The organism is Streptomyces ziwulingensis, from assembly GCF_039542605.1.
Taxonomy (GTDB): domain Bacteria; phylum Actinomycetota; class Actinomycetes; order Streptomycetales; family Streptomycetaceae; genus Streptomyces; species Streptomyces ziwulingensis.
Window position 1 is genome coordinate 64,502 of the sequence record NZ_BAABIG010000038.1, and the last position, 26,762, is coordinate 91,263.

The 26,762-nt window shown below is 72.1% G+C and carries 23 protein-coding genes and 2 pseudogenes; 14 read left to right on the top strand and 11 right to left on the bottom strand.

Annotated features, from left to right (window positions below):
• Nucleotides 1-149 precede the first annotated feature (149 nt).
• Nucleotides 150-1,136 (top strand): class I SAM-dependent methyltransferase, encoded by a 987-nt coding sequence (locus ABEB00_RS19610; RefSeq protein WP_345621155.1) that lies wholly within the window; start codon nt 150-152, stop codon nt 1,134-1,136.
• A gap of 58 nt (nt 1,137-1,194) precedes the next feature.
• On the opposite strand, the gene ABEB00_RS19615 is transcribed toward ABEB00_RS19610, so the two are convergent.
• Together ABEB00_RS19615 and ABEB00_RS19620 are read right to left on the bottom strand one after the other, a co-directional pair.
• On the bottom strand, nt 1,195-3,525 hold the full coding sequence (locus tag ABEB00_RS19615; RefSeq protein ID WP_345621156.1) for a glycosyltransferase: 2,331 nt from the start codon (nt 3,523-3,525) through the stop codon (nt 1,195-1,197).
• A complete protein-coding gene (locus ABEB00_RS19620) occupies nt 3,522-4,988 on the bottom strand; it encodes a glycosyltransferase family 29 protein (RefSeq protein ID WP_345621157.1) in 1,467 nt (488 codons plus the stop codon). The genes ABEB00_RS19615 and ABEB00_RS19620 overlap by 4 nt, the downstream gene beginning before the upstream one ends.
• Before the next feature lie 225 nt (nt 4,989-5,213).
• Here ABEB00_RS19620 and ABEB00_RS19625 point away from each other — a divergent pair, with 225 nt between their 5' ends.
• Entirely contained in the window at nt 5,214-6,389 is a 1,176-nt protein-coding gene (locus ABEB00_RS19625; protein WP_345621159.1) for an acyltransferase family protein, read from the top strand.
• A pseudogene (locus ABEB00_RS19630) lies at nt 6,344-6,877 on the top strand (aromatic-ring hydroxylase C-terminal domain-containing protein); the annotation flags it as partial. The gene ABEB00_RS19625 and the pseudogene ABEB00_RS19630, both read left to right, overlap by 46 nt.
• Nucleotides 6,878-6,884: 7 nt before the next feature.
• Here the strand turns inward: ABEB00_RS19630 and leuE are convergent.
• Nucleotides 6,885-7,538, bottom strand: coding sequence for a leucine efflux protein LeuE (gene leuE, locus ABEB00_RS19635; RefSeq protein ID WP_345621160.1), 654 nt, complete (start codon nt 7,536-7,538; stop codon nt 6,885-6,887).
• A 186-nt stretch (nt 7,539-7,724) separates the two neighbouring features.
• Here leuE and ABEB00_RS19640 point away from each other — a divergent pair, with 186 nt between their 5' ends.
• Nucleotides 7,725-8,645 carry a L,D-transpeptidase family protein gene (locus ABEB00_RS19640; protein WP_425586528.1) on the top strand — a complete coding sequence of 307 codons (921 nt, stop codon included), beginning with the start codon at nt 7,725-7,727 and terminating at the stop codon, nt 8,643-8,645.
• A gap of 173 nt (nt 8,646-8,818) precedes the next feature.
• Here the strand turns inward: ABEB00_RS19640 and ABEB00_RS19645 are convergent, their stop codons facing one another.
• The 3 genes from ABEB00_RS19645 to ABEB00_RS19655 all read right to left on the bottom strand — a co-directional run bounded on the left by ABEB00_RS19645 (nt 8,819) and on the right by ABEB00_RS19655 (nt 12,648).
• Complete coding sequence (locus ABEB00_RS19645; protein WP_345621162.1) at nt 8,819-10,102, bottom strand: hypothetical protein; 1,284 nt, start codon at nt 10,100-10,102, stop codon at nt 8,819-8,821.
• The gene (locus tag ABEB00_RS19650; protein WP_345621163.1) at nt 10,102-10,764 is read right to left on the bottom strand and encodes an RNA polymerase sigma factor; all 663 of its coding nucleotides are present in this window, start codon (nt 10,762-10,764) and stop codon (nt 10,102-10,104) included. Before ABEB00_RS19650 ends, ABEB00_RS19645 begins: the two co-directional genes overlap by 1 nt.
• Before the next feature lie 378 nt (nt 10,765-11,142).
• Nucleotides 11,143-12,648 carry an AAA family ATPase gene (locus ABEB00_RS19655; RefSeq protein ID WP_345621164.1) on the bottom strand — a complete coding sequence of 502 codons (1,506 nt, stop codon included), beginning with the start codon at nt 12,646-12,648 and terminating at the stop codon, nt 11,143-11,145.
• 296 nt (nt 12,649-12,944) lie between these two features.
• Between ABEB00_RS19655 and ABEB00_RS19660 the strand changes: the two genes are divergently transcribed.
• A complete protein-coding gene (locus tag ABEB00_RS19660) occupies nt 12,945-15,659 on the top strand; it encodes an N-acetylmuramoyl-L-alanine amidase (RefSeq protein WP_345621165.1) in 2,715 nt (904 codons plus the stop codon).
• A 63-nt stretch (nt 15,660-15,722) separates the two neighbouring features.
• On the opposite strand, the gene ABEB00_RS19665 is transcribed toward ABEB00_RS19660, so the two are convergent.
• Nucleotides 15,723-17,351 carry a beta-N-acetylhexosaminidase gene (locus ABEB00_RS19665; protein ID WP_345621166.1) on the bottom strand — a complete coding sequence of 543 codons (1,629 nt, stop codon included), beginning with the start codon at nt 17,349-17,351 and terminating at the stop codon, nt 15,723-15,725.
• 224 nt (nt 17,352-17,575) lie between these two features.
• Between ABEB00_RS19665 and ABEB00_RS19670 the strand changes: the two genes are divergently transcribed.
• The 5 genes from ABEB00_RS19670 to ABEB00_RS19690 all read left to right on the top strand — a co-directional run bounded on the left by ABEB00_RS19670 (nt 17,576) and on the right by ABEB00_RS19690 (nt 21,744).
• Nucleotides 17,576-18,064, top strand: a complete 489-nt coding sequence (locus ABEB00_RS19670) for a 2-oxo-4-hydroxy-4-carboxy-5-ureidoimidazoline decarboxylase (RefSeq protein ID WP_345621167.1) — start codon at nt 17,576-17,578, stop codon at nt 18,062-18,064.
• A 249-nt stretch (nt 18,065-18,313) separates the two neighbouring features.
• Complete coding sequence (gene sdhC / locus ABEB00_RS19675) at nt 18,314-18,694, top strand: succinate dehydrogenase, cytochrome b556 subunit (protein ID WP_345621168.1); 381 nt, start codon at nt 18,314-18,316, stop codon at nt 18,692-18,694.
• Nucleotides 18,695-18,702: 8 nt separating this feature from the next.
• Nucleotides 18,703-19,197 (top strand): succinate dehydrogenase hydrophobic membrane anchor subunit, encoded by a 495-nt coding sequence (locus ABEB00_RS19680; RefSeq protein WP_345621169.1) that lies wholly within the window; start codon nt 18,703-18,705, stop codon nt 19,195-19,197.
• A gap of 19 nt (nt 19,198-19,216) precedes the next feature.
• Nucleotides 19,217-20,971, top strand: coding sequence for a succinate dehydrogenase flavoprotein subunit (sdhA, locus tag ABEB00_RS19685; protein WP_345621170.1), 1,755 nt, complete (start codon nt 19,217-19,219; stop codon nt 20,969-20,971).
• Entirely contained in the window at nt 20,971-21,744 is a 774-nt protein-coding gene (locus ABEB00_RS19690; protein ID WP_345621171.1) for a succinate dehydrogenase iron-sulfur subunit, read from the top strand. The genes sdhA and ABEB00_RS19690 overlap by 1 nt, the downstream gene beginning before the upstream one ends.
• Nucleotides 21,745-21,834: 90 nt before the next feature.
• On the opposite strand, the gene ABEB00_RS19695 is transcribed toward ABEB00_RS19690, so the two are convergent.
• The 3 genes from ABEB00_RS19695 to ABEB00_RS19705 all read right to left on the bottom strand — a co-directional run bounded on the left by ABEB00_RS19695 (nt 21,835) and on the right by ABEB00_RS19705 (nt 23,291).
• Entirely contained in the window at nt 21,835-22,101 is a 267-nt protein-coding gene (locus tag ABEB00_RS19695) for a TM2 domain-containing protein (RefSeq protein ID WP_345621172.1), read from the bottom strand.
• Between the two features lie 241 nt (nt 22,102-22,342).
• Nucleotides 22,343-22,747: a DUF2752 domain-containing protein gene (locus ABEB00_RS19700; RefSeq protein ID WP_345621186.1), complete on the bottom strand. Its 405-nt coding sequence runs from the start codon at nt 22,745-22,747 to the stop codon at nt 22,343-22,345.
• A 28-nt stretch (nt 22,748-22,775) separates the two neighbouring features.
• Nucleotides 22,776-23,291 (bottom strand): TM2 domain-containing protein, encoded by a 516-nt coding sequence (locus tag ABEB00_RS19705; protein ID WP_345621173.1) that lies wholly within the window; start codon nt 23,289-23,291, stop codon nt 22,776-22,778.
• A gap of 176 nt (nt 23,292-23,467) precedes the next feature.
• Here ABEB00_RS19705 and ABEB00_RS19710 point away from each other — a divergent pair, with 176 nt between their 5' ends.
• From ABEB00_RS19710 to ABEB00_RS19725, 4 genes and pseudogenes are all read left to right on the top strand, one after another.
• On the top strand, nt 23,468-23,878 hold the full coding sequence (locus tag ABEB00_RS19710; RefSeq protein WP_345621174.1) for a VOC family protein: 411 nt from the start codon (nt 23,468-23,470) through the stop codon (nt 23,876-23,878).
• Between the two features lie 115 nt (nt 23,879-23,993).
• Nucleotides 23,994-24,401, top strand: coding sequence for a hypothetical protein (locus ABEB00_RS19715; RefSeq protein WP_345621175.1), 408 nt, complete (start codon nt 23,994-23,996; stop codon nt 24,399-24,401).
• A gap of 4 nt (nt 24,402-24,405) precedes the next feature.
• Nucleotides 24,406-24,894, top strand: coding sequence for a thiol-disulfide oxidoreductase DCC family protein (locus tag ABEB00_RS19720; RefSeq protein WP_345621176.1), 489 nt, complete (start codon nt 24,406-24,408; stop codon nt 24,892-24,894).
• 11 nt (nt 24,895-24,905) lie between these two features.
• Nucleotides 24,906-25,661: pseudogene (locus ABEB00_RS19725) on the top strand (TetR/AcrR family transcriptional regulator); the annotation flags it as partial.
• 187 nt (nt 25,662-25,848) lie between these two features.
• Here ABEB00_RS19725 and ABEB00_RS19730 read toward each other — a convergent pair.
• On the bottom strand, nt 25,849-26,762 hold a 914-nt coding region (locus ABEB00_RS19730; RefSeq protein ID WP_345621177.1), incomplete at its 5' end, for a metallophosphoesterase.

The window sequence follows — 26,762 nt, forward strand, 5'->3', positions numbered from 1 at the left end:
GGCCGAAGCCCACGGAAACACCGACCAAAACTCGCATTACTCCATGGATTCCATGGGAGAACAACAGTTCGTCGCTCTAGGATCACGGTGCCGCCCCGCGCAACCCCACCGATCCCGCCCTCAGCGTCACCGATCCCGTGAGGCATCCCATGACGAACCTCGGCCGGCTCTACCCCCTCCTCGACGACGTCCAGCTTCCGGACACGATCCCCTACTCCCAGGTCAGCTCCTGGGAGCTGCGGTTCCTGTACCTGCTGGGACGCCATCACCTGACGGGGCGGGACCGGCTGGTCGAACTGGGCTCCGGCGGGGGCGGCTCCACGTACGCCCTCGCCCTCGGGCTGCGCGAGAGTCCCGTCTTCGACGAGCGCACCGGCAGGCTGCACGCCTACGACTTCTTCCGGGTCGGCAAGGGCACCTTCGCCTCCGAGAAGTTCTTCACCTCCGGGGCCAAGCCGGAGGACGACAACTCCTTCCTGAACGACTTCCGCGGCCGCCTCGAACCCTTCCTGCCGTTCCTGGAGATACACGCCGGGGACCTCTGGCAGACCTCCGACGCGCACGACACCACCCCGGTGGAGTTCCTGCACATCGACATCGCCAAGACCGCCCGGGTCTTCCGCTGTGTCTCCGAGCGGTTCCTGACCCGGCTGCGGCCGGGCTCGGTCGTGCTGCACCAGGACTTCGCCGGGCCCCGGCTGCCCTGGCTGCACCACAGCACCGGCGCGCTGCTGCCGTACATCGAGATCGCGGGTCCGCCGATCCGCTCCACGCTCGCCTTCGAGGTGGTCCGGCCGATCCCCGGGGACGTGCTGGAGCGGATCTCGCGGGACGCCTACACCGTCGACGAGAAGCTGGAGCTGATCGCGGCCGTGCAGGAGCGGATCGACCGCGACCACACCGGCGGCATCCCCTTCAAGCCGGTCCTGGAGTTCGCCAAGGCGTACGTCGCCCACTACGCCGGCGACCACCGGCGGGCCTGGTCGCTCGCGAAGCCGCTGACGGGCGACGAGTACCTGAGCCGGACCCGCGCCGACCACTTCGACCAGCTCCGCAAGGCGTACGAGCGGGACCGGGCGGAGAACGGCGGCGGCTCGCGCCTGGGCCGCCTGGTGAAGAGGGCCGTCGGCCGCTGAACCCCGGCGGCGCGAAGCCCCCGCGGCCGAGACCGGCCGCGGGGGCTTCGCGCGTGGCTCAGGCGCCCAGGATCTTCTTCAGGTCGCGGCCGTTGGCCTCGGTGACCTTCCACAGCTCCTGCTGGCGGTCGTGCACGTCGGCGACCGTCCTGGCGTGGTTGTCCAGGATGCCGATCGCCCGCTCGGTGAGGACGGCGCCCAGGTTCTTGTCGTGCACCGAGACACCCCACTCCGGGCGCTCGATGTCGGCCAGGAAGTACGCCATCTTCGGGTGCGAGATGAGGCTGATGATCGGCGTGCCGACCCCGAACGGGATCATGCCGGCGTGCCCGCGCATGCCGATGACCAGGCGGGTCCTGGCGTACAGGTCCCGGATCTCGTCGTTGTCGAAGTCGTACATCGGGATGACCGGGAGCGAGATGCCGTGCTCGCGGCGCAGGTCGAAGGCGAGCTTCTCGTCGTCCAGGGAGTGCGCGGCGCACTGGACCTCGGTGTGCGCGCCGATGCTCCGCACGGCCTTGGCCATCTCGGCGAGGAAGTGCGCGTAGTCGTGGCCGAAGCGCAGGCCCGCCCGGTCGTAGGCGGCGTTGAGCAGGACCGTCTCCTCGCGGTACGAGGGGTCGGTCCAGCCCGGGACCAACTGGCGGCTGACCGTGGTCGGGCAGGGCTGGAAGCGGACCTTGTCGTGCAGCCGGGCCGGGAGCATCGCCCGCACCTTGTCGATGGAGCCGTGGTTGCGCAGCCCGAAGAAGGAGGACTTCTCCACCAGCAGCTCCAGGCTCTCCCGGAACCGCCCGGCCCGGTAGGACTGGCCGTCGAAGGCGTTGAACCCGACCGCGTAGATCATGATCGGCACGTCGATGGCGCGCAGGTGCTCGTCGGGGACGTTCCACTGCCAGGCGCTGTTGCCGTTGGGCATGGTGTCCGGGATGAACAGGCCGCCGCCGCCGATGACCAGGCCGCGCCGGGCGTTGACCCGCTCCAGCGCCGCCCGGTCGAAGTAGCGGTGGGCGTGCACGGAGTGCCAGCGCCGGGTGGTGGTGTCCGCGCCGAAGCCCAGCCGGACGGTCTCCGGCAGCAGCTTGTCGCCCGCGTTGCCCTGCCGGTCCATGTAGAACGCGACGTGCGCGAGCTGGTCCTCGGGGGCGCCCAGCTCCTGCGCGGGCACGGTGGTCGCGCGCTGCGCCCACAGCCGGCTGGAGCGGTGGGTGATGTCCACGGAGAGGCCGGCCGTGGCGTGCCCCAGCGCCTCCGCGTTGTCGCCCCGCACCCAGGCCATCTGGGCGAGGCGGGCGTACGCGGTGGCGGCCCGGTTGGGCGCGGCGGTGGCCAGCAGGAGCTGCGCCTTGGCCTCGTCGTAGCGGGAGACGCTCATCAGGGCGTGGCCGAGGACCTCGTGCGGCCAGGCCTCGTCGAGCGGTATGCGCACACCGGAGAGGATGTCGACGGCGTCCTGGTAGTCGCCGGCGGCTATGTGCGCGGCGGCCACCTTGCGGGCGTACTCGACGTTCCCGGTGCGCTTGACGTGCGGGGTGCCGAAGTGCACCAGCAGGTCGTGGTGGAGGCCGCCGGAGGAGTTCAGGTAGGCCGCGTGGAACTCCGCGTCGGACAGCTCGTACTCGCGCCAGCGGTCCTCCGCCTGGGCGTACCCGGACTCGCCGCCCTGCCAGGGCTTGTGGCGCCCGGTGAAGTGCAGGATCGCGGTGTCGTCGGGGACCGGCAGGTCGCCGGAGAGGCGCCGCTTGACGAAGTTGTAGCGCGCGTCAAGGCGGACGAAGTCGCCGTTCAGGACGGCGTTGAGGATGCCCTGGTCGTGCTTGTCCAGCTCGTAGTCGCCGCTGCGGCCGGTGGCGTCGAGCTTGGCGCAGAACGCGTCCGAGAGGTACTCGCGCTGGATCACCAGCAGACCGGAGTTGAGCTTGTGCTGCCCGTAGAAGAACTGCGGGACGGCCGCCAGGCCCTCGCGCAGCTTCAGCAGCTCGCCCAGGTCGCCGAGGACGACCATGTCGGTGTCGAGCGTGATGACGGTGTCGTACTCGCGCAGCCGGAAGACGTCGAGGATGAAGTACGCCTTGCGGACCAGGTAGTTGTCCTGGTCGCCCTTCTTGTACGAGTCGTAGTGCTCGGTGTCGACGCGGCGCAGCACGATCCGCGGGTGCAGGGCGCGGATCTTGGCGATGGAGCCGGGCCGCAGGTCGTCGTGGAGGACGACGAAGTCCTCGCACACGCCCGGGTTGGTCAGGGCGAGGCTGCGCAGCAGGACGAGGAAGCCGGGGAGGTAGTTCTCGTCGACGTAGGAGGCGAAGGCCATCCGGCGCTTGCCGGTGAGGTGGGGTGTCGCGGTCACCGGGGCCCGGCCGGCGGCGGCCGGCGGAAAGGTCGTGGTCATCGCAGGGATATCCTCATGTCGGTCACGCTCTGGGCCCGCTGCGCGACCCATTCCTTCTCGCTGGTGTATTCGTGCACGGACGTGATGGCCAGCTTCATCGCCTCGGGCACGCGGTAGGCGCCGCTCTCGTAGAAGTCGAACCCGATCAGGTCGAGCTTCGGGCTGACGTCCAGGAAGTCCAGCAGGTACAGCATGTTGAAGCCGGTGGTCGGGATGCCCGACCAGGCGTCCGTGCCGAGCCTGCCGATGTTGCGCACCGGCCAGCGCAGCGACTCGTCGCCGAGACACTTCTGGGCGCCGGGCACGAGGCGGTTGCGCAGCGACCACTTCCAGTCGCCGGAGATGCCGCCGAAGACGAGCCGGGTGTCGACCGGCTTGTCCCAGTTGAACCCGTGCTTGTGGATGGTGGCGTGGATGTCGGTACGGCTGCCGGTGTGCTTCGGGTCGATCCGGTACGAGTTGAAGCGCACCACCAGGTCGTAGCCGTCGATCTCGGCGCCCATGCCGCTGGCGCCGACCCGGCCGGAGTTGGCGATCAGGCAGACCGACTTGCCGGCGATCCGGTTGCGGAACTCCCCGAGGGTGATCCACTGCACGCCGCCGACGGTCGGCTCGGCGACCGGGCCGCGCATCCGGGAGCGGCGCTGCTCGGCGTAGAGCGCGAGGACCTCGGTGAGCGCGGGGAGGTCGGTGTCGACGCCGGTGCGCAGGTCGAGGTACTGGCTGAGGACGGCCTGCCGGTCCGCGACCGGGGCCTCCTCCTCGGCGAGCGCCAGGAGCGCGCCGACCAGTCGCGGCTCGGCGGCCGCCCAGTCACCGGCGGCGTGCGCGGCCAGGCCCTCGGCCCACACGTCGGTGGCGGGGCCGCGGGTGAAGTCGCGGGCGGCGGGGCACTGCCGGGCGAGGACGGCGAGCAGCTCGCGCTCCTTCTCGGCGCCGCCGCGCAGTCCGGCGATGCGGGCGCGGACGCCGAAGCCGTCGTCGTCGGTGAGGGAGAGGTACTTCTCGTACGCCTCGACGGCCTCGGTCTCGGCGCCGATCGCCTCCAGGAGGCGGGCGCGCAGGCGCCATCCGGCGCGGGAGTTCTTCCGCTGGGCCAGGACGGTGTCGCTGATGACGAGGGCGAGGTCCAGCTCGTCGCCGTAGCCGGCCTGGAGGGCCTTGTTGGCGACGGCCAGCAGGGCGTCGAACAGCGCGCCAGGGACGGTGCCGGCGGCGGGGGCCGACGCGCCCTTCACCGCCCGCTTGAGCAGGGCGGTGGCACCGGACGGGGCCGGGGCGGCGGGGCCGTCGACGCGGTGTGTCCCCCACACGACGAGCAGCTTGCGCAGCTCCTCGGCGAGTTCGATCCGGCGGCGGTCGAGGCTGCCCACGAGTTTGCCGCTGTGCACCGCGCACGCCCGCAGACAGTCGTCCAGCTCACCTCCGTGTGCGCGTGGCCGTCTGTTCTGGACCCTCGTCATGGCACTCCTGGTCTTTTTTTGCCAAAGCGGTTCATCATCCGCGACCACTCGTGACGCGATTACTGCGAGCGGGGGGGATGTTGAGCGAATTTAGAAAGCCAAAACGACGCCCGGGTGAACGTGCCGGTACTACAGGGCGAATGGTTGGCCTGTCGATCAGACTTTCGCCGGATTCGGACTAACGTGCTGGGACGTCCGCAGCCGTCACCCAGCGAGGGGAACCCCGTGACCAGCACGACCGTCGACCCGGCGGCTGATCCGACCCGGCGGCCGGAACGGCCGGCGACGCCCCGGCGGGAGAACCGGCTGCGCGCCCTCGACGGACTGCGGCTGGTGGCCGCGCTGATGGTGGCGGCGTACCACTACGGCGGACGCGGCGGTGAGGTGACGGCGGCCTGGGGCGACTCGGCCAGGCACCTGTTCCCCACGCTGCACTCCCTCTTCGCCTACGGGTGCCTGGGCGTCCAGGTCTTCTTCGTGATCAGCGGCTTCGTGATCTGCATGAGCGGCTGGGGACGGCCGCTGCGGTCGTTCTTCGCCTCCCGCGCCTCCCGGCTGCTGCCCGCCTACTGGGTGGCGGTGCTCCTGGTGACGGCGGTCTTCGCGCTGCCGGTGGTCGTCTACGAGGCCGTCTCGCCGAGCGACGCACTGGTGAACCTGACTCTGCTTCAGCAGCCGCTGGGCGTGGACCGGGTGCTGGGCGTGTGCTGGACGCTGTGGGCGGAGATCCGGTTCTACGCCCTGTTCGCGCTCTGCGTGGTGCTGCCGGGCGCCGACCGGCAGCGCGTCATCCTGTTCTGCGCCGGCTGGACGCTGGCGGCGGCGCTCGCCCAGGCCGCGCACGAGCCGCTGCTCGACGTGGTGCTGATGCCGGAGTACGCGCCGTTCTTCATCGGGGGCGTCGGCCTGTATCTGCTGCACAAGCACCGGCGGGACGCCTACGGGTGGGGCATCGTGCTGGTGAGCTGGCTGACCGGCCAGCACCAGGTGGTGGCGTCACTGTGGCACGCGCCCAGCCCGGACGCCTTCTCGCAGCGCTCCTCGCTGGGGATCGTCGCCGTGGTCACGTTCGGTTTCGTGGCGGTCGCCGTGATCGCGCTCGGATACCTGAACTGGGTGAACTGGCGCTGGCTGACCGTCGCCGGGGCGCTGACGTACCCGTTCTACCTGGTCCACGAACACCTGGGCTGGGTGGTGATCCGCACCCTGCACCGGGAGCTGGGCGTGCCGGCGGCCGGGACGTTCGCGCTGACGGTGGCGGCGATGCTGCTGCTGGCGTGGCTGATGCACCGGCTGGTCGAGAAGCCGCTGACCCCGCGGCTGCGGGCGGCCCTGTCCCGGCCCCGGACGACCCCGGCCCCGTCCACGCGGGAGGCGGCGACGCCGCAGTCGCTGCCGTAGCCGGCTTTCGGCGGCCCTCGGTGGCCGCCGCGATCGCCGCGGACGTCCTCGGTCTCTCCGCCGGCGTCCACCGCGGCGAGGCGCGCCGGGGCATGGCGACCTCACAACTGGGCCTCGGCCACCGGGAGTCGTCCCTCACCCACGAGACCCGTCCGGCCGCCGGCCCGCTGCGCGCGGGCGACCGCGCCTCCGGCGCGACGGTGGCGGACGTACGCCTCTTCGACGCCTTCCGGGGCCCGCACTGGACGCTGCTCGCCCTGGCCGCGGAGGCACCGGTGACACCGGAGCCGGTGCGGGTGGTAGGGGTGATACGGGTGGTACGGGGTCCGGCCCCCGCCGCGTACGGGCCGGGTCTCTTCCTGGTCCGGCCGGACGGATACGTCGGGTGGGCCGGCGGCCCGGAGACGGCCGGCCTCCCGGCCTACCTGGCACGCGTCGGCCTGGGCCCCGCCCCGGCCAGGACACGGGCGGCCCAAGGGCTGTATTGATCACTACCTAGGTGCTCGCCAGCGTCAGCTTCGCGGCGAAGCCCAGGAAGAGGGCGCCGGCGGCGGTCGTGGCCCCCGCGGAGAGGCGTTTACGGCGGCGGAAGGCGGCGGCCAGCTTGGTGCCGCTGAATATCAGGGCGCTCAGGTAGACGACGCTGAAGAGCTGCGCGAAGACGCCGAGGACCACGAAGGACAGGGCGGGGTAGGCGTAACCGGGGTCGACGAACTGCACGAAGAAGGCGACGAAGAAGAGGATCGCCTTCGGGTTGAAGAGGCTGACCACCAGGGCCCGGCGGAACGGCCGCTCCTCGGTGTCCCGGGCGGCGTCCGGTGCCTCGGCGGCGGTCTGCTCCCGCCGTGTCCGCCACAGCCCCAGGGCGGCCCGCATCATCCCGATCGCCAGCCAGGTCAGATAACCGGCGCCGGCGTACTTCACGATTCCGAACAGCACGGCGTTGGCCTGGAGCAGGGAGGCGACGCCGGCCGCGGAGAGCGTCATCAGCACGGCGTCCCCGCACCAGACGCCGGCGGCGCCCCGGTACCCGGCACGCACCCCGCGCCGGGCGGCGACGGAGAGGACGTACAGCGAGTTGGGACCAGGGAGAAGGATGATGAGCAGCAGGCCCGCGAGGTAGGTGGGGAGGTCGATGACGCCGAACATGAAAGGAGTGTCGCACGGGCGTACGACACGTCGCTTCCGTGTTTTCCGCCGTGGTCTCCGGCGCCGCGCCGCACCGCGGTGGCCCGCGCGCCGTTCACGAGCCGTCGTTCGGGGGAAACGTCTGGGGGTGACGTCGGGGGCGTCTGGGGCGGCCGAGAAGCGTTCGAGGAGAGGACCCGGGGCGCGATGCGTGGCAGGGGAACGGGCACAGGCAGAGGCACAGGCACAGGCACAGATCGGCGTACGGGTACGGGCAGGCGTACGGGTACGGGTGCGGTCGGGGCGTTGGTCGCCGTGCTGGCGCTGGCCGCCGTGGCGGGCTGCAAGGTGGAGACCACCGGCGGCGGACCGGGGCAGGTGCCGCCGGTGCGCGTCGAGCGTCCGGGCGAGGCCGCCGCGACGCGCACCCCGGCGGCCGACGACAGCCCCCGCCCCTCGGACGACAGACCGCGCGCCGCACCCCCCGCACCGGCGCCCGCCGTCCTGATGGGCCCCGGCGCCACCGGCGAGAACGTCCGGGAACTCCAGGCCCGGCTGCGTCAGATCGAGTGGCTCTTCGACGGGCCCACCGGGACGTACGACGAACTGACCGAGCGTGCGGTCCGCGGCTTCCAGGGCAAGCGCGGCCTGCCCCGCACCGGCCGCACCGACACGGTCACCTGGGAGCGGCTGCGTGGGATGACGCGCGAGCCCGGCCAGTGGGACCTCTACCTGATGGGCGGTCAGCCGGCCGCCGCGCCCGACCCGCGGTGCCTGACCGGCCGGGTCCTGTGCGTCAGCAAGACGAGCCGGACCCTGCGCTGGATGATCGACGGACGGACGGTGTCGACGATGGCGGTCCGCTTCGGCTCGCAGCCCACCCCCACCAGGGAGGGCGTGTTCGAGGTCTACTGGAAGTCCCGCCACCATGTGTCGACGCTCTACGACTCGGCGATGCCGTACGCGATGTTCTTCAGCGGCGGGCAGGCCGTGCACTTCTCGTCGGACTTCGCGGCCCGCGGCTACGCCGGCGGCTCGCACGGCTGCGTGAACGTGCGGGACGAGGCGGCGATCGCCCAGCTCTACGCCGAGGTGCGCGACGGCGACAAGGTGGTCGTCTACCGGTGAGGGGCGCGGACGGGACCGGGGGAACGTGTCCCGCCCGCGCCGAGGTGCACGAGCCGTGAGTACGGGGGGAACCCCGGCTCGGTGCGAAGCCGATGACCAGTCGGCTCACTTATCACTGCGCCGCGGCGGCCGAGAGTGTCACACCCACCCGGAAAGGCGCCGGAAAGCGCTGGTCAGAGCCTTGTCGCTGAGGGCGAGGAGGAGGCGTACGGACGGGCGGTGCGGTGGGTCCGGGACGTGCCGCCGGTGCGGGGGTGGGCCGCGGCGCCGGAGTCGTGAGCGTGATCGGGGCCGCGTCCGTGGCGCGGGCGGTCCCCATGGGAGTCACGCCCCCGCTCCGGCCCGTGCCCGCCCCCACCGTCCCGACCGTCCCGACCGCCTCCACCATCCCCGCCGCCTCCACGGCCTCCACCGCCCCTGCCGTACCGGCCCTCGTCCTCCGCACCGCCGGCGTCGTCACCGGCGCTCTTGAGCGTCGCCTTCCGGGTCGGTCCTCTGTCGCCGTCGTCGCCCTTGCCGCCGCCGTCCCGGTCCTCGTCCCCGCCCCGGCCCGGGGAGCCGGAGCCCCTCGGGCCGCCCTCGCGGGAGTCGGCGCTCTTCCCGGCGTCGGCGAGGAGGTGCGCGCAGTACGCCCGGACCCGTGCGGAACCGCCGGCCGCGTCCCTGAGGGCGCGCCTGCGGGCGCCGTCGAGTTCCTGGCCCGCGCGCACGTCCCGGCAGTCCGGGGCGAAGTCGTGGCCCCGGTCCCCGGTGCCGGCCGCGGGCTCCTCGGCGTCCGCGCCGGGCTCGCGGCCCACGTTCCCGGACTCGCGGCCCACGTCCCCGGACTCGCCGGTGCCGTCCCCGGCCGAGCCCCGGCCGGCCGGGGCTCGGCCGGCCGGGGCGGACGCGGTGCCACCGGCCGGGGACCGGTCCGTGGGGACCACCCGCGGCGGGACCGACGGCCGGGGCCGGCCAGGGGTCGCGGCGGCCGAGACGGAGGAGGTGGGGTCGGGCGCACCGCCGTCGAACGGCGCCGGCAGCACTCCGTTTCCGGTCGCGACCGCGACGCCGCCGACCATGCCGACGGCCAGCGCGGCGGCCAGGCCCAGGCGCAGCGGACCCCGGCGGCGCGGCCGGCCGGCCTCGTCGCCGCGCCCGTCACGTCCGCCGATGAGGACCAGTACGGCGTCGCAGGCCCGGCCCGGGGCCTCCCGGCCAGAGGCCGCCCACGTGTCGGCCGGGGCGTCGGCGCGCTCGGCGCGGGCCGTGCGGAAAGCGGCCAGCGCGGCGGCCTCGCCCGGCAGTTCCCCGCTGGTCGGCGGCGGTGGCGCGGCCGACGCGGTCAGCGCCGCGAGCGAGGCGGCGAGCCGTTCGGCGCGGGCTGCGGCCGCGGGGTCGACCGCCTCCAGCGGCTCTCCCCGCAGCAGACGTTCCGCCGTCTCGCGGTCCAGCCACCTGCCCTGCTCGTCGGCCATCACATGTCTTTCTGCGTTCGCGGGCGCGTATGCGTCACAGTCGCGGACGTCACCGGAGCGTCGTTCGGTTCTCGCTGGGCCGGCAGCGCGCGGACGCCGTCGGCCGATTCCGGATCGGCGCCGAGCAGTTCGGCCAGGCGCTTCAGGCCCCGGTGCGCCGCGGTGCGGACGGCGCCGGGCCGCTTGCCCAGTGTCTCGGCGGCGGTCTTGGCGTCGAGGCCCACCACCACCCGCAGGACGACGGCCTCGGCCTGGTCCTGCGGAAGACGGGCGATCAGGGAGAGGGTGGTGCTGGTGGCGAGCGCCTCCATGGCCTCGACCGCGGTGTCGGAGGCCGCGGGCCGGGCGGCGAGTTCCGTCTCGTCGCCGCCTGTCGCGGGCCGGCGCCCGCGCATCCGGAGGTGGTCCAGGGCGCGGTTGCGGGCTATGCGGGCGGCCCAGCCGCGGAAGCGGTCCGCGTCGCCGTCGAAGCGCGCCAGATCCCGGGCTATCTGCAGCCACGCCTCGGAGGCCACGTCCTCGGCGTCGGACTCGCCGACCAGCGTCCGCACATACCCGAGCAGCCGCGGGTGCACCGCGCGGTACACAGTCCGGAACGCGGTCTCGTCCCCGTCCTGCGCCGCGCGCACCGCGGCGGTCAGCTCCGCGTCGTCCCCCAGCACCGCGCGCGCCTCTCTTTGCGCCTGACTCTCTTCGATCGGCTGCGGTGTTCCACCGCAAGGTCGGTGCGGGGGCAGCACCCGCCGCACTCCGGCGCGAAAGGCACGTTACGTCGTGAAACCTCGCGCCGTCCATGGCCGCACGACTGGCCGTACAAGATGCAACTAACCCGTGACGCGGGCAGGTGTGACACAAAACGCGGGCCCGGCGCTGAAGGAGATACGGGCCGCCACGCGACCCGTGCCGCGCGACGGCCGGGGCCACTCCTGTGGGGGGTGGCGGCCCCGGCCGTCGCCTCGGCTCCACCTGCTGTGACCTGATGCTTCACGGGGCCCCGCGACGACCGTTCAGCCGTCGACGGAGGTGTGGAGCCGCGCTTGTCAGTCGCCGTAGAGGGTGGGCAGATCGACCAGGAGGACGTCGTCCCGTCGGTCGGCGAGGTCCACCAGGTCGGGGTAGAAGCCGTGCAGGGAGTACAGGGCCAACGTGGTGGCCGCGGTGTCGTACCCCTGATCCGCGAGCAGGGCACGGATGTGTTCCAGGCGCTCCAGGTCACCGGTCCCACGGCGGGCGGCGGTCGCCTTGGCCTCGCCCAGTAGTGCGATCCTCGCGCGGGGACCTTGCGGGCGCTCGCCGGCGGCCAGGGCGATGACATCGACCTCGTGCTTGGTCCGGGCGGCCTGATCGGCGACCTCGGTGGTGCCGACCGGCCCGGGCAGCCCGCCCGGGAGCAGGGCGTGCGCGTAACGGCGGGTGAAGTCGCGGGCCAAATCCTCGAAGTGCGGCCCGAGGATCTTTGAGTTGAAGGTCGGAGCGGCCTGCCGCCACACCTGTTCGGCGAAACCCTGCTCCACGGCGGCGGCCTGCGGGAGGGTGATGAGCTGGTTGAAGCGGATGACGGGGTCGGCGAGGGTGATGACGGGGTGCCTGGAGCGGAGGATGTCCTGTTCCCGTCGGATGTAGCCAGTGGATTCCAGGACTCCGAGAGGGTGGGCGACGGCGTTGCGCGGACGTTCGAGAGCGGCACCGATCTTGCTGGGCGTGGTGGCGCCGTTCGCGATCGCGGTGAGCGTGTCGTAGTACAGCGTGTGTTGCGTGATCCTCGGGTCCTCGCGCAGCAGGTACTCGGTCTCGGTACGCGAGTACACCGCCCGCCCCGGGTCGAGCAGCGTCCGGCTGAGCCAGGTGTCGAAGCCGTCGTCAGGATGCGGCCGGGCAGCCACCGGCCGGTAGCCGGGGGCTCCGCCCAGGACCGCGTGCACCTTCAGCGCGGTCAGCGGGTCGGCGATCTGCCATAAGGCCCGGCTCTCCCGGTAGTCGAACGCACCGAGCCGCAGATCGACCACGGCACGCCCCCTCAGCGGCTTGGTGCCGGAGAGCGGCTCATGCATGACGCTCATCGCCGAGCCGCACAGGATCAGCCGCGGTCCCGGCCCGGCACCGGGCCGGGCACCTCGCTGACGCTCGTCGTAGAGCTGTTGCAACAGCCCTGGGATCTCGGGCGAGTGCTGGAGCAGGTACGGCAATTCGTCGATCACCAGAAGCGGGCGCGACGAACGGGCGGTCACATCAAGGGCGTTGGACAACACGTCACGCCAGTCGGTCAGACGCAGACTGCCCGGCCTGAGACCGGCGTGCGTGGCGACCGCGTCGCTGAACCGTTGGATCGCGGGCAGCCGCCCCTCTTCCCGGACCGCGGTGACGTACAGACCGCCGACCTGCTCGGACAGAGCCCGCAGAAGGTACGACTTCCCGTGTCGCCGTCGCCCCGACACGATGCCGAGCCGCATCGCCGGGTCCGGATCGGTGAGGAACTCCGCGAGGAGATCCCACTCCCGGTCCCGGTCGATCACGTCGTCCGGCTTGGTCGGCAGACTCTTCCTCACACACTCTCCAGCATGTCGACTACGACGGAATGCGTCTAAGTCCACTTAGACACATCGCGACCTATTCGATTTCCCCCTCCGTGCCGGTCATTCTGACGCCCGACAGCCCCGGTCGTCGCCCATGTGTACCGGGTCAGCAGCGTCCGGGCTTCACAGACGTGTCACCGGCGTGATGTTTTGGGGGAGACGCGCGCTGTACGGAGTGACACCTGCGCGTCAAGTGTCGGACGAGAAGGACGAGAAGACCGAGTTGCCCGCTTCGCGGCGGGCTCTCTTCACAGGGGTGGGACATCGGGATGGGTAAGTCGAGATCGCGCGGGAGCCGTGCGTACAGACCGCTGAGTCTGCGAAAACGCGTCTGGCTGACGACCGGGGCGGTCGCGCTGAGCGCCGCGGGCGTCGTCACGTACGCCACGGCGGAACCGTCGGCGCCGGCCGGCGCACAGGGCGCGGAGCGCGAGCCGTCCGTGCGCACGGTGAAGCTGCGGAGCGCCGGCGGCGGCCGCAAGGGGCTGGAGCGCCGGGACACCAGCCGTTTCAGCGCGGTCCTGCTGACCTGGAACGACCCCGACGCCAAGGCCAAGGGGACGCCCGAGGTGCGTACCCGGGACCTGGAGAGCGGCGAGTGGTCGGGGTGGCGGGAGCTGGACACCGAGCCGAACCAGGCCGACGGCGCCGAGGGCGAGCGGGCCGCCGCGCGCGGGGGGACGGGCTCGCTGTGGACGGGTGACGCCGACGGCATCGAGGTGCGCGTCGTCACCGCGGCCGGCACCGAGGCCGGCGGCCAGCCGGCCGGCATGGACATCAGGCTGCTGGACCCGGGCACGGACCCCGAGGACGCCGCCGAACCGGCCGCCCACGCGGAGCAGACCACGGCACCGGCGGGCGAGACGCCGGTCACCGAGTCACCGGCGACGGAGTCCGCCGCGGCGACGGACTCGCCGGCCGCCACCGAATCCAGTACCGGATCGGCCACCCCGACCGCCACCGGGACCGCCACCGAGACGGCCACCGGCACACCCACCGATACCCCGACCGGCACGGCCTCCCCCACCCCCACCCCCACCGTCCCCGCGCCCCGGCCGTCCACGGTCGTCCGGCCGCCGGTCATCACCCAGGCCGAGTGGGGCGCCTCCACCGACTACGACGGCACCCCGGCCTACGGCACCGCGATCAAGGCCGCCGTCGTCCACCACACCGGCATGGACAGCGACAACAAGCTCTCCTGCGCGCAGTCCCGGGCCCGGATGCGTTCCATCCAGCAGGAGCACTTCGCCCGCGGCTACTACGACCTCGGCTACAACTTCGTCGTCGACCGGTGCGGCCAGATCTTCGAGGGCCGCAGCGGCGGCATGGACCTCCCGGTGACCGGCGCCCACGACGTCGGCTTCAACACCGACACCCTCGGCATCTCCTACCTCGGCAACTTCGAGTCGGCCAAGCCGAGCCGGGCCGCGCTGGACTCGATCGCGCGGGTCGTGGCGTGGAAGTTCGGGATGTACGGCATCGACCCGACCGGCAAGGTCACGCTGACCTCCGGCAGCGCCAAGGGCCAGGACGGCAACCTGGTCGAGAAGGGCGCCTCGGTCACCCTGCCGCGGGTCTTCGGCCACCGCGACACCAACGCCACCCTCTGCCCGGGCAAGAACCTCTACCCCAAGCTCTCCCGGATCGCGGCGCTCGCGAAGACCCCGGGCATCTCGCACGCCCTGCCCACCTCGGACCGCGACCGTGACGGCGTCTCCGACCTGGTCGTGGGCGTTCCCAAGGCCAACGGTGTGCGGGTGGTCCCGGGCGGTGTCGACGGCCCGCGGACCTCGGCGAAGCTGACCCTCACCCAGAACAGCGAGGGCGTCCCCGGCACCTCCGAGGCCGGTGACGCCTTCGGTACCGCCACCGCCTGGGGCGACGTCAACGGCGACGGGTACGCCGACCTCGCGATCGGCAGTCCCGGCGAGGACGACACCAGTGGCAACGCCGACCGCGGCCAGGTGGCGGTCATGTACGGCCCGGCGCTCACCACCGGTTTCTCCTACACCACGGCCGGGGTGACCGCGGCCGGCGCGAAGCTCGGCTCCGCCGTGGCCGTCGGCGACTTCGACGGCAACGGCAAGGCCGACGTCTTCTCGGCCGGCACCGGCCGGGGCGGCAACTGGAACGTCCGCCACACCGGTGGCACCCCGAAGTACGGCACCCTCACCGCCGCCACGGGCGCGGTCGCCCACCTGGACGCGGCCACCGGCGACTTCAACCGGGACGGCTACGCGGACGTCGCCCTCAACTACCGCGACACCGCCGGCACCGGCCGCGTGGTCCGCTTCGCGGGCTCGGCCGCCGGCCTGACCAAGGCCGGCGTCCTCTCCGTCAAGGGCGGCCGGTCCGTCGCGGCCGGCGACATCAACGGCAACGGGTACGACGACCTCGTCATCGGCCAGCCGGTGGCCAAGGAGTCCGGCGGCAAGTCGGGCGGCCAGGTCACCATGGTGCTCGGCACCTCGGCCGGGTTCACCACGACCGGGATGAAGGTCATCCACCAGGACACGGCCTCCGTCCCCGGCGGCAACGAGTCCGGCGACGCCCTCGGCACCTCGGTCGCGGTCGGCGACTACAACGCCGACGGCTACGCGGACGCCCTCGCCGGCGCCCCCGGCGAGGACCTCACCCGGTCCTCGGCGGGCCGCGCCGACGCCGGTGACGCGCTGCTGTTCAAGGGCGCCTCCACCGGTCTCACCGGCACCGGGTCGGTCGCCGTCTCGCAGGACACCGCCGCCGTCCCCGGCTCCACCGAGTCCGGCGACCGGCTCGGCGCCGCGGTCTCCCTGTCCGACCTGTCCGGGTACGGACGGGCCGACCTGACCTTCGGCGCCGACGGCGAGGACGGCACGGACGGGGTCCTGCTGCACCTGCCGAGCAACAGCACCGGCCTCGGTTACGCCGACTCCGTGCTGTACAGCAGGTCCGTGCTGGGCACGCCGGTCGACGGCCGGCTCGGCCAGACGCTGACGCCGTAGCCGCGTCGCTACACCTCCGGCCGGGTCCCGCCGCACGCGCGGTGCCCGGCCGGACGTCTCCGGTCAGTCCAGCCGGTTCGCCAGGGTGCGGAACTCCGTCCAGGACAGTCCGGGTTCACCGGAGTCCCACAGTTTCTGGACGGTCGCCGCGAGCGGCAGCCGGATGCCGGTCGCCACCTGCGCCTCGGTCTGGGCGCCCGGGATGTCGCCCCAGACGGCGAAGACGCCGCCGAGTATCTGGTCGTCGTACTCGGCGTCGACGGGTTCGGTGCCGCGCACCACGCGTGGCGTCCACTGCTCGTAGATCCGCTCGCCGGTCGGGTAGACGAAGGTCTGCGGCTGCCCGAGCACGTAGTAGAGGAACTCGTCGTTGTAGTTGATGACGTCGCGGCCCTCGGCGAGGTACTCGGCCGGCGGCCGGGCGCCGATCTCCTTGCCGGTCCAGTAGGCGACCTCGATGCTGTCCGCGGGCTCGACCGAGGTGTCCCGGAAGAAGCCGTCGTTCCAGGCGCGCGGGGTGCGGTCGTTTTGCTGGACGGTGGCGGCCCGGTCGTTGGTCCAGCCGGTGGTGAGGTCCTCGACGGTGGCGCCGGAGCCGTACTTGTCGCGGGCGGCGGCGGCGAGCTGCGGGTAGGAGGCGGCCGGGTCGGACACGGTCAGCGCCTGGTACTCGTCGCCGCCCAGGTGCCACTGGCCGCCGGGGAAGACGTCCGCGTACTCGTCGATCAGGTCGTCGACGATCTCGCCGGCGGCCGGCTTGGAGATGTCGACGGCGCCCTTGGTCGCGGTGCCCTGCGCGTTGCGGAGCTGGAGGTCGGGGTGGGCCGCGATCACGGCGCCGAGGTGGCCGGGCGAGTCGATCTCCGGGACGACGGTGAGGTGCCGCTCGTTCGCCAGCGCGACGATCTTCTTGACCTGCGCCTTGGTGAGGTGGTCGGCGGAGACGATCTCCGGGTGCGAGGAGGACTCGATCCGGAAACCCTGGTCGTCGGAGAAGTGCAGACCGAGTTCGTTGTACTTCAGGTCGCCGATCTCGCGTATGCGGTCCTCGATCCAGCCGGCCGAGTAGTGCTTGCGCGCGATGTCCAGCATGAACCCGCGCCGCTCCTTGGCCGGCGCGTCCCGCACGACCCCCTCCGGTGCCGCGCCGTCCGCCCGCACCGCCTGTTTGAGCGTGCGGGTGCCGTAGAAGACACCCGTCTGGGACGGTCCACTGACGGTGACCCGCCCGTCGCGCACGGTCATGGTGTACGACTCGGCGTCCGCGCCCTCGGAGGCCGTGGTCTCCAGCCGGACGTCCCCGGCCCGCTGGTCGTCCTTGCGGCCGGCGTAGGTCAGCCCCAGCTCCCGGGCGGTCAGCCTGCCCTCGTCGGCGAGGGCGGCGTCGGAGACGACGAGGCGGTGGCCGCTCGCGGGTTTCCAGCCCGGTCCGCGTGCGGGGGTGTGGTCCCGCACCGCGGGTATGGTGCGCGGCCCGCTGGAAAGCGGGTAGCTGCGGCTGGGCGAGGGACTCGTCGCCGCGGGGGCCGCGGAGACCCCGTCGGAGGACCCGGCGGCTCCGCCCCGGTCCCCGCCGTCGCCGGTGGAGGCCCATACGCCCACTCCCGCGCCGAGCGCGACGACCGCCACGCCGACGACCACCGCCCGCTGTCTGGTCCTGTGCGCCGGCTTGCGGCGCCTGTGCTGGCTCACCACGCCAACCTAGGGCCGGTGGCGACGACCTCTCTCCACCACATGTTCTGAAACTCTCTCGTTCGGGTGAAATTCAGACATCGCTCAGACATGTCATGGCCTCACTCGATAACGTGACGTCACAGCTCTCACAGAATCCCCTGCCGACGTACCTGTGACGCCCACGAGGACCCACGCTGTCTGCGCACCGCCTTCCCGATCTCTCCGGCCGAGTCGCCATACCCGTGCCGGCGCAAACCCGTGCCACCCCGACCACACTGGATTATTTCCACGCCCAGTCCACCGAGGAGGCCGTCCGCACCCTCCTCACCTGCCTGCACAGCACCCGCTGGGCCCACCGCCTGGCCGCCCACCGGCCCTATCCGGACCTCGCCACCCTGCTCGCGGCCGCGGACGAGGCGTCGTACGACCTGACGCCCGAGGATCTGACGGAGGCGTTGCGGGCGGAGGCGCTGCCCGCCCTCCCCGAGGACACGTACTCGGCCGCCCACACGGCGCTGCGGGCGGCCCACGCCGCCTACGAGTCCCGGTTCGGACACGTGTTCGTCATCTGTCTCGACCAGGTACCCGCGGCCGAAGCCCTGGACCACGTCCTCTCCGAGATCCGGTCACGGTTGACCAACGATCCCGAGGAGGAGCGCGTGGTGGCGGCCGACGAACTCCGGCGCCTGGCGAGCGGGCGGCTGAGCCGCCTGCGGGGCGCGGGGCTGTGACATGCGCGACTCCGCCGCGCGGGCGCGACCGGTCTCCGGCGGCCCGCAGCCGACATAAGAGACAAGCCCCCCGCTGTCGGGGCCACCGGATACTCCGTTGCGTGCCACTTCGTTCACACCGGTAGGCCCGACGTAAGCCCTGCGCCGCCGCATCGCTACGATGCTGGGGGCCGGTGGACCGTACCCGGCCGGGCCCGACCGACAGAGAAGCCGGCGCGGCCCCAATCCCCGCTTTCGGAGGAAACTTCCGTGCCGGCTGGAACGCTGTACCGCGGCCGGGAAGGAATGTGGTCCTGGGTGGCTCATCGAGTCACCGGCGTCCTCATCTTCTTCTTCCTGTTCGTACACGTGCTGGACACCGCCCTCGTGCGTGTCTCCCCCGAGGCCTACGACACCGTCGTGGCCACCTACAAGTCGCCGATCGTCGCGCTGCTGGAGTACGGCCTCGTCGCCGCCATCCTGTTCCACGCGCTGAACGGTCTGCGCGTCATCGCCGTCGACTTCTGGATCAAGGGCGCTCGCTACCAGAAGCAGATGCTCTGGTCCGTCGTCGTCGTGTGGGTCGTGCTGATGATCGGGGCGCTCTACCCCGTTCTCGGCCACGCCGCCCGTGAACTGTTCGGGAGCTGACGCGCAGCATGTCGAAAAACACCGCCACCGCTGAATCCGCCTCCGCCGGCATCGGCCCCGTCGAGGGCGCGTCCGTCTACTCGGCCGACCACCCGGCGCCGCTGATCGAGGCCCCGCGCCGGCGCACCAGGAAGACCCCCCGGTCCACCCGGGGCAACTTCGAGATGTACGGCTGGCTCTTCATGCGCCTGTCCGGCGTGGTGCTGGTCGTCCTGGTCCTCGGCCACCTGCTCATCCAGCTCGTCCTGGACGGCGGCGTCTCCAAGATCGGCTTCGCCTTCGTGGCGGGCCGCTGGGCCTCGCCGTTCTGGCAGGTCTGGGACCTGCTGATGCTGTGGCTCGCGATGCTGCACGGCGCCAACGGTCTGCGCACGGTCATCAACGACTACGCGGAGCGCCCGAACACGCGCCTGTGGCTCAAGGGCCTGCTGTACACCGCCACGGTGTTCACCATTCTGCTGGGCACGCTGGTGATCTTCACCTTCGACCCGAACATCCGCTAGGCACGGGGCTGCGAATTTCATGAAGGTACACAAGTACGACACCGTCATCGTCGGCGCCGGTGGCGCCGGTATGCGGGCCGCCATCGAGGCGACCAAGCGCAGCCGCACGGCCGTCCTGACGAAGCTCTACCCCACCCGCTCCCACACGGGCGCCGCGCAGGGCGGCATGGCCGCCGCGCTCGCCAACGTGGAGGAGGACAACTGGGAGTGGCACACCTTCGACACGGTCAAGGGCGGTGACTACCTGGTCGACCAGGACGCCGCCGAGATCCTGGCGAAGGAGGCCATCGACTCGGTCCTCGACCTGGAGAAGATGGGCCTGCCGTTCAACCGGACGCCGGACGGCACCATCGACCAGCGCCGCTTCGGCGGTCACAGCCGCAACCACGGCGAGGCCCCGGTCCGCCGGTCCTGTTACGCGGCCGACCGCACCGGCCACATGATCCTCCAGACGCTGTACCAGAACTGCGTCAAGGAGGGCGTGGAGTTCTTCAACGAGTTCTACGTCCTGGACCAGCTCATCACCGAGGTCGACGGCGTGAAGCGGTCGTCCGGCGTGGTGGCGTACGAGCTGGCCACCGGCGAGATCCACGTCTTCCAGGCGAAGTCCGTGATCTACGCCTCCGGCGGCACCGGCAAGTTCTTCAAGGTGACGTCGAACGCGCACACGCTGACCGGCGACGGCCAGGCGGCCGTCTACCGGCGCGGGCTGCCGCTGGAGGACATGGAGTTCTTCCAGTTCCACCCGACCGGCATCTGGCGCATGGGCATCCTGCTGACGGAGGGCGCCCGCGGTGAGGGCGGCATCCTGCGCAACAAGGACGGCGAGCGCTTCATGGAGAAGTACGCGCCGGTCATGAAGGACCTCGCCTCCCGCGACGTCGTCTCGCGCTCCATCTACACGGAGATCCGGGAGGGCCGCGGCTGCGGCCCCGAGGGCGACCACGTCTACCTCGACCTCACCCACCTCCCGCCGGAGCAGCTCGACGCCAAGCTCCCGGACATCACGGAGTTCGCGCGGACCTACCTCGGCATCGAGCCCTACACGGACCCGATCCCGATCCAGCCCACCGCGCACTACGCGATGGGCGGCATCCCGACCAACGTCGAGGGTGAGGTCCTCATCGACAACACCACCGTCGTCCCGGGCCTGTACGCGGCCGGCGAGGTCGCCTGCGTCTCGGTGCACGGCGCCAACCGCCTGGGCACCAACTCGCTGCTGGACATCAACGTCTTCGGCCGCCGGGCCGGCATCGCCGCCGCCCGGTACGCGCACACGACGGACTACGTCGAGCTGCCCGAGGCCCCGGAGGCCCAGGTCGTCGCGCAGATCGAGCGGCTGCGCACCTCCACCGGCAACGAGCGGGTGGCGGAGCTGCGAAGCGAGCTGCAGGAGACCATGGACGCCAACGTCATGGTGTTCCGCACCGAGCAGACGATCAAGACGGCGGTCGAGAAGATCGGCGAGCTGCGCGCGCGGTACCGGAACGTGGCGATCCAGGACAAGGGCAAGCGGTTCAACACCGACCTGCTGGAGGCCGTGGAGCTGGGCAACCTGCTCGACCTGGCCGAGGTCATGGCGGTCTCCGCGCTCGCCCGCAAGGAGTCGCGCGGCGGTCACTACCGCGAGGACTACCCCCACCGCGACGACATCAACTTCATGCGTCACACCATGGCGTACCGCGAGGTCGGCGACGACGGCACCGAGTCCATCCGTCTCGACTACAAGCCGGTCGTCCAGACCCGCTACCAGCCGATGGAGCGTAAGTACTGATGGCTACCCCAGTTCTGGACAAGGCGGACGCGGCCCCCGAGCCCGGGTTCGCCGACTCCCCCTACATCACCGTCACCTTCCGGGTGCGCCGCTTCAACCCGGAGGTGTCGGCCGAGGCGACCTGGGAGGACTTCCAGCTCGACCTCGACCCCAAGGAGCGCGTCCTCGACGGGCTGCACAAGATCAAGTGGGAGCAGGACGGCACGCTGACCTTCCGCCGTTCCTGCGCGCACGGCATCTGCGGCTCGGACGCCATGCGGATCAACGGCAAGAACCGGCTGGCCTGCAAGACGCTGATCAAGGACATCAACCCCGAGAAGCCGATCACGGTCGAGGCCATAAAGGGCCTGACGGTCCTGAAGGACCTGGTCGTCGACATGGACCCGTTCTTCCAGGCGTACCGGGACGTGATGCCCTTCCTGATCACGAAGGACACCAACGAGCCGACGCGTGAGCGGCTGCAGACGGCCGAGGACCGCGAGCGGTTCGACGACACGACGAAGTGCATCCTCTGCGCGGCCTGCACGTCCTCGTGCCCGGTGTTCTGGAACGACGGGCAGTACTTCGGCCCGGCGGCCATCGTCAACGCCCACCGCTTCATCTTCGACTCCCGCGACGAGGCCGGTGAGCAGCGGCTGGAGATCCTGAACGACCGCGACGGCGTCTGGCGCTGCCGTACGACCTTCAACTGCACGGACGCCTGCCCGCGCGGTATCGAGGTCACCAAGGCGATCGCCGAGGTGAAGCGGGCGCTGATCACGCGCCGCTTCTGACCCGCCCGGAACGCGAAGGGCGTACGCCGAAGGGCCCCGATCATCCGATCGGGGCCCTTCGGCGTGCGGAGGGCCGGGGCCCGCCACGGGTCAGCCGCGCAGCACGCGGCCCTGCTTGTCGGTGCGGTCGCTGCTGGTGAGGAAGAGGATGCCGTCGATCAGCGCCCAGACGCCCACGCCACCGCAGGTCAGGAGCTGGGCGACGCCCACGCCCACCGAGCCGACGTAGAAGCGGCCGATGCCGAGCGTGCCGAGGAAGATCTGCAGCAGGCCGGCGACGATCTTCGACTTGTCCGAGTACGGACGGCCCTTGGGGTCGTGGCCGAAGGGTGCGGCGGAGTCGACGGGGACGGTCATGGAGGTGCTCCTGGAATGAGATGAACGGGCCGGGCGAAGCGCCCGGCCGGCCCAGGGAGGCGTCTCTCTCGTCGCACACCGCTCGCGCGCAAACGATCCGCGTCGGTGCCGCGGACGTCCCCCCTGCGCGTACGGAGAATACGGAGACGGACGGGACCAGCGGGAGTAGGCACGAACTAACGTTCCCATTCCGTGATCAACTCACGGGTTTTACGCACCTGATGGGAGGTTTAGCCGCACCTCAGACGAGGTTGCGCAGCACCGCCCAGGCCACCGCCGTCAGCAGGATGAGCACCTGGGACGCGGGAGCGAGCCGCGGCCGCCAGACACGCCCACGCAGCCCCTCGACCGTCCAGCGGGCCCACAGCGCCAGCGCGAACGGCGCGGCGAGCAGCAGCGCGCGGTTGTCCAGCCAGGCCGCGCCGAGGTGACCGTGCATCAGGTCGTGGACCATGCGGGTGCCGCCGCAGGCCGGGCAGAGCAGCCCCGTGACGAACCGGAACGGGCACGCGGGCAGGAGATGGCCGCTCTCGTGCGGGTCGGTGCCCCACAGGTACCCGGCACCCGCCGCGCCCGCGGCGAGCACCGCCAGGGGTGCCGCCGCGGGGTGCCGCCACGGGCGGCCTCCCGGGGGCGCGGCGGACACCGGGGTCGGGACCGGGGCCGGGGCCGGGTCAGCCACGCAGGATCCGCCCCTGGGCGTCCGTGCGGTCGTTGCTGACCAGGTACATGATGCCGTCGATCAGCGCCCAGAAGCCCAGGCCGCCGCAGGTGAGGAGCTGGGCGACGCCGATGCCGACCGAGCCGGTGTAGAAGCGGCCGATGCCGAGGGAGCCGAGGAAGAGCTGGAGTATCCCGGCGACTATCTTCGACTTGTCGGAGTACGGGCGCCCGAAGGGGTCGTACCCGTAGGGCGCGCCCGGGTCGGGCGGGAAGCCGGGCGCCTGCTGGTAGCCGGGGGGCGGGTAACCAGGGGCCTGGTAGCCGGGAGCCTGGTAGCCGGGGGCTTGGTAACCGGGGGCCTGGTAGCCGCCGGGGGCCTGGTAGCCGCCGGGGGGCTGCTGCTGGCCGGGCTGCTGCGGGTCGCCCTGCGGGTAGCCGTAGGGGCCCGCCTGGCCCGCCGCGACGGCATCCTGGGGCGGGTAGCCGTAACCCGGCGGCTGGGACGGCTTCTGCGGCTGCTCACTCACGGTGGTGTCACTCCTGGGGATGGGGAACTGCCGGTCATATTGCAGGACTCGGCGGACAAAGAGAAGTCGGTTCCCGGGGGCGGCCGTCCGGCGCGGTCCGCCCCAACGGGTGACCGCGTCGCCGCCATGCCGCCGGCCTGAGCGAAACAGCACCCTTGCACACCTAATCTGACGTTATGTCAGACAACGAGTCGTACGAACTGCTCGGATTCGACAACGTGCTGCTGCCGGTCGGGGATCTCGCCGAGGCGGTGGAGTTCTACGAACGGGCCGGCTTCACCGTGGGCCTCCGGTTCGACGAGGCCGGGATCGCGCTGCTGCGGGTCGGCGGGGAGACGCCGGGCCTGCTGCTGCGGTACGAGGACGGGCTCGGGCACCGGACGCCGCCGTGGCCCTCGCCGCGGGTATGGCTGGAGGTGCCGGACGCGCGGGCCGCCGCCGGGGTGCTGACGGAGGCCGGGATCGCGACGCTGGACGGTCCCTTCAAGGCGGTCACCGGCTGGACGGTGGAGTTCGCCGACCCCTGGGGCAACGTCACCGGCCTCACCGACTACACCAAGCGTCCGCAGCTCGGGCGCCGCCCGTGACGCGCCCCACACCCCGTCCGCGCCCCCTCGGGACCACTTCTGGTTGAACACGTTCAAAAACGGGTCTAGAGTCTGTCCCGTCAGCGTTTTGAACGCGTTCAAGAAGGGGTGGGGCATGGATCGCACCGTCATCGCCTACGTCATCTACCTGGCCGTCAGCATCGGGCTGACCGTCTGGGTGGCCCGCACGCTCAGCCGCAACGGCCGGGTCTTCCTCGCCGATGTGCTGCACGGCGACGAGAAGCTCGCCGACGCCGTCAACCACCTGCTGGTGGTCGGCTTCTACCTGGTCAACCTCGGCTTCGTCGCCCTCTACCTGAGCGGCGACGAGACCATCACCGACGCCCGCGGGATCTTCGAGGCGCTGTCGACCAAGCTGGGCGTCGTGCTGCTGGTGCTCGGCGTGATGCACCTGGGCAACGTGTACGTCCTCAGCAAGATCCGGCGGCGCGGCCTGATGGAGCGCGAGCAACTGCCGCCGGTCGGGCCGCAGGGCTGGACCGCCCCGGCGGCCGGGGCCTGAACCGATGGCTCCCGCCCGGACGGAGCCGGCCGCCGCCCCGGTGCGCCGGCTCACCGTCCTCTACGACGCCGAGTGCGGCCTGTGCGCCCACGTACGGGACTGGCTGCTGCGCCAGCGCCAACTGGTACCGCTGGACCTGGTCCCGGCCGGGTCGGACGAGGCCCGGCGGCGCCACCCGGACCTCGACCACGGCGCCACCCTCGACGAGGTCACCGCCGTCGGCGACGCCGGGCAGGTCTACCGGGGCGCCGCCGCCTGGATCGTCGTCCTGTGGGCGCTGCGCGAGCACCGCCCGCTCGCCCACCGGCTCGCCACGCCCGCCGGGGCCGCACTGGCCCGGGGCGCCGTCCTGGCCGCCGCCAAGTGGCGCCAGGACCGCCGGTGGGGCGGCGACGGCCACCGCCTTCGCGACGGGTGGGTGTACGAGCCGGGTCCCGGGTGGCGGTACACCGGCCGCCCCGGCTGTGCCGACGGCACCTGCGCCACTGGTTAGGCTCTGCCACTGTGCCCGCGAAGAACGACGGCCCCGGCGACGGAGCCCCCCTCAGCAAGTCCGAGCAGACCCGCGCCCTGATCCTGGAGACCGCCATGCGGCTCTTCCAGGAACGCGGCTACGACCGGACCACCATGCGGGCCATCGCCCAGGAGGCCGGGGTCTCCGTCGGCAACGCCTACTACTACTTCGCCGGCAAGGAACACCTGATCCAGGGGTTCTACGACCGGATCGCCACCGAGCACCAGGTGGCGGTCCGCGAGGTCCTGGCCCGGGAGAGCGACCTGGAGGCCCGGCTGGCGGGCGTGCTGAAGGTGTGGCTGGACATCGCGACGCCGTACCACGAGTTCGCGGTGCAGTTCTTCAAGAACGCCGCCGACCCGGACAGCCCGCTCAGCCCGTTCTCCCCGGAGTCGGAGCACGCGCGCGTGGAGGCCATCAGCGTCCACCGCGCGGTGCTCGCGGGTGCGAGGACCAAGGTGCCCGAGGAACTGCGGGACATCCTCCCGGAGCTGATGTGGCTCTCCCAGATGGGACTCGTCCTGTACTGGGTCTTCGACCGGACGCCGGGGCGCGCGCGCAGCTACCGGCTCGCCGAGCGGGGCGCCCGGCTCACCGCGCGGGGTGTCTCCCTCGCCCGGTTCCGGGTGCTGCGCCCGCTGGTGCGCGAGGTGCACGAGCTGTTCACGGACTTCCTGCCGGGGATGACGCACGCGCTGCCGGACCCGGCGAAGGCGAAACGGACGGCGGCCGCGGTCCCCGACGCCGGGGGCCAGGGTTCCGGGGGCCAGGGTTCCGGGGGCCAGGGTGCCGGGGGCCAGGGTGCCGGGGGCCCGGAGGAGCCCGGNCGGAGGAGCCCGGGGAAGGCCGCTGACGGCCGCCGGGGGCCCGCCGTACGCCTCCCTGCGGCCCCGTACACCTCCTTGCGGCCCCGCACGCCCCCCTGCGGCCCCCTCACGCCTCCCGTGAGGCCAGTTCGATCACCGTGACGTCCGAGGGCGCCCCCACGCGGGTGGGCGGCCCCCAGGCGCCCGCGCCCCGGCTCACGTAGAGCTGGGTGTCGCCGTAGCGCTCCAGGCCCGCGAGGGTGGGGTTGGCGGCGCCGGCGATGAAGTTGCCGGGCCAGAGCTGGCCGCCGTGGGTGTGACCGGAGAGCTGGAGGTCGACGCCGTGCTCGACGGCGTCGTGGATCTGCACCGGCTGGTGGGCGAGGAGCACGCACGCGCGGGCGCGGTCCCGGTCACCGAGGGCGCGCGCGTAGTCGGGGCCCTGGCCCTCGTCCTCGCCCGAGATGTCGTTGACGCCGGCGAGGTCGAAGTGGGGCAGTTCGGTGCGGGCGTTCTCCAGGGGGCGCAGGCCGAGGCGGCGCACCTCGGCGACCCACTGCTCGGCGCCGGAGAAGTACTCGTGGTTGCCGGTGACGAAGTACGCGCCGTGCCGGGCCCGGAGCTGGGCGAGCGGGGCCGCCGCCGGGCCCAGGTCCTTCACACTGCCGTCCACGAGGTCGCCGACGACCGCGATCAGGTCGGGCTGGGTGCCGTTGACGGTGTCGACGACCCGCTGCGCGAAACCCCGGCCGAGGACCGGGCCGAGGTGGATGTCGCTGACCACGGCGATACGGAAGCCGTGCGCCGCGCGGGGCAGCTTGGCCAGCGGCACGGTCACCCGCTTCACCTTCGGGCCGCTCAGCACGCCGTACGTGCCGTAGCCGACCGTGCCGGCCGCGGCCGCCGCGGCGGCGCCGGCGACCACCCGGGAGACGAAGAGACGGCGGGAGGGCGTGGCGGGCGGGCCCGGCGGCGGCGTGGGGCCGGACGGGGCGCCCGACCCGGGCTCGGCGGGCTCGGGCTCGGCGGGCTCGGGCTCGG

Coding starts and splice junctions, on each gene's coding strand:
- ABEB00_RS19610 (WP_345621155.1), top strand. CDS start 150: ATGACGAACCTCGGCCGGCTCTACCCCCTCCTCGACGACGTCCAGCTT.
- ABEB00_RS19615 (WP_345621156.1), bottom strand. CDS start 3,525: ATGACCACGACCTTTCCGCCGGCCGCCGCCGGCCGGGCCCCGGTGACC.
- ABEB00_RS19620 (WP_345621157.1), bottom strand. CDS start 4,988: ATGACGAGGGTCCAGAACAGACGGCCACGCGCACACGGAGGTGAGCTG.
- leuE (WP_345621160.1), bottom strand. CDS start 7,538: ATGTTCGGCGTCATCGACCTCCCCACCTACCTCGCGGGCCTGCTGCTC.
- ABEB00_RS19640 (WP_425586528.1), top strand. CDS start 7,725: ATGCGTGGCAGGGGAACGGGCACAGGCAGAGGCACAGGCACAGGCACA.
- ABEB00_RS19645 (WP_345621162.1), bottom strand. CDS start 10,102: ATGGCCGACGAGCAGGGCAGGTGGCTGGACCGCGAGACGGCGGAACGT.
- ABEB00_RS19660 (WP_345621165.1), top strand. CDS start 12,945: ATGGGTAAGTCGAGATCGCGCGGGAGCCGTGCGTACAGACCGCTGAGT.
- ABEB00_RS19680 (WP_345621169.1), top strand. CDS start 18,703: ATGTCGAAAAACACCGCCACCGCTGAATCCGCCTCCGCCGGCATCGGC.
- sdhA (WP_345621170.1), top strand. CDS start 19,217: ATGAAGGTACACAAGTACGACACCGTCATCGTCGGCGCCGGTGGCGCC.
- ABEB00_RS19690 (WP_345621171.1), top strand. CDS start 20,971: ATGGCTACCCCAGTTCTGGACAAGGCGGACGCGGCCCCCGAGCCCGGG.
- ABEB00_RS19695 (WP_345621172.1), bottom strand. CDS start 22,101: ATGACCGTCCCCGTCGACTCCGCCGCACCCTTCGGCCACGACCCCAAG.
- ABEB00_RS19710 (WP_345621174.1), top strand. CDS start 23,468: ATGTCAGACAACGAGTCGTACGAACTGCTCGGATTCGACAACGTGCTG.
- ABEB00_RS19715 (WP_345621175.1), top strand. CDS start 23,994: ATGGATCGCACCGTCATCGCCTACGTCATCTACCTGGCCGTCAGCATC.
- ABEB00_RS19720 (WP_345621176.1), top strand. CDS start 24,406: ATGGCTCCCGCCCGGACGGAGCCGGCCGCCGCCCCGGTGCGCCGGCTC.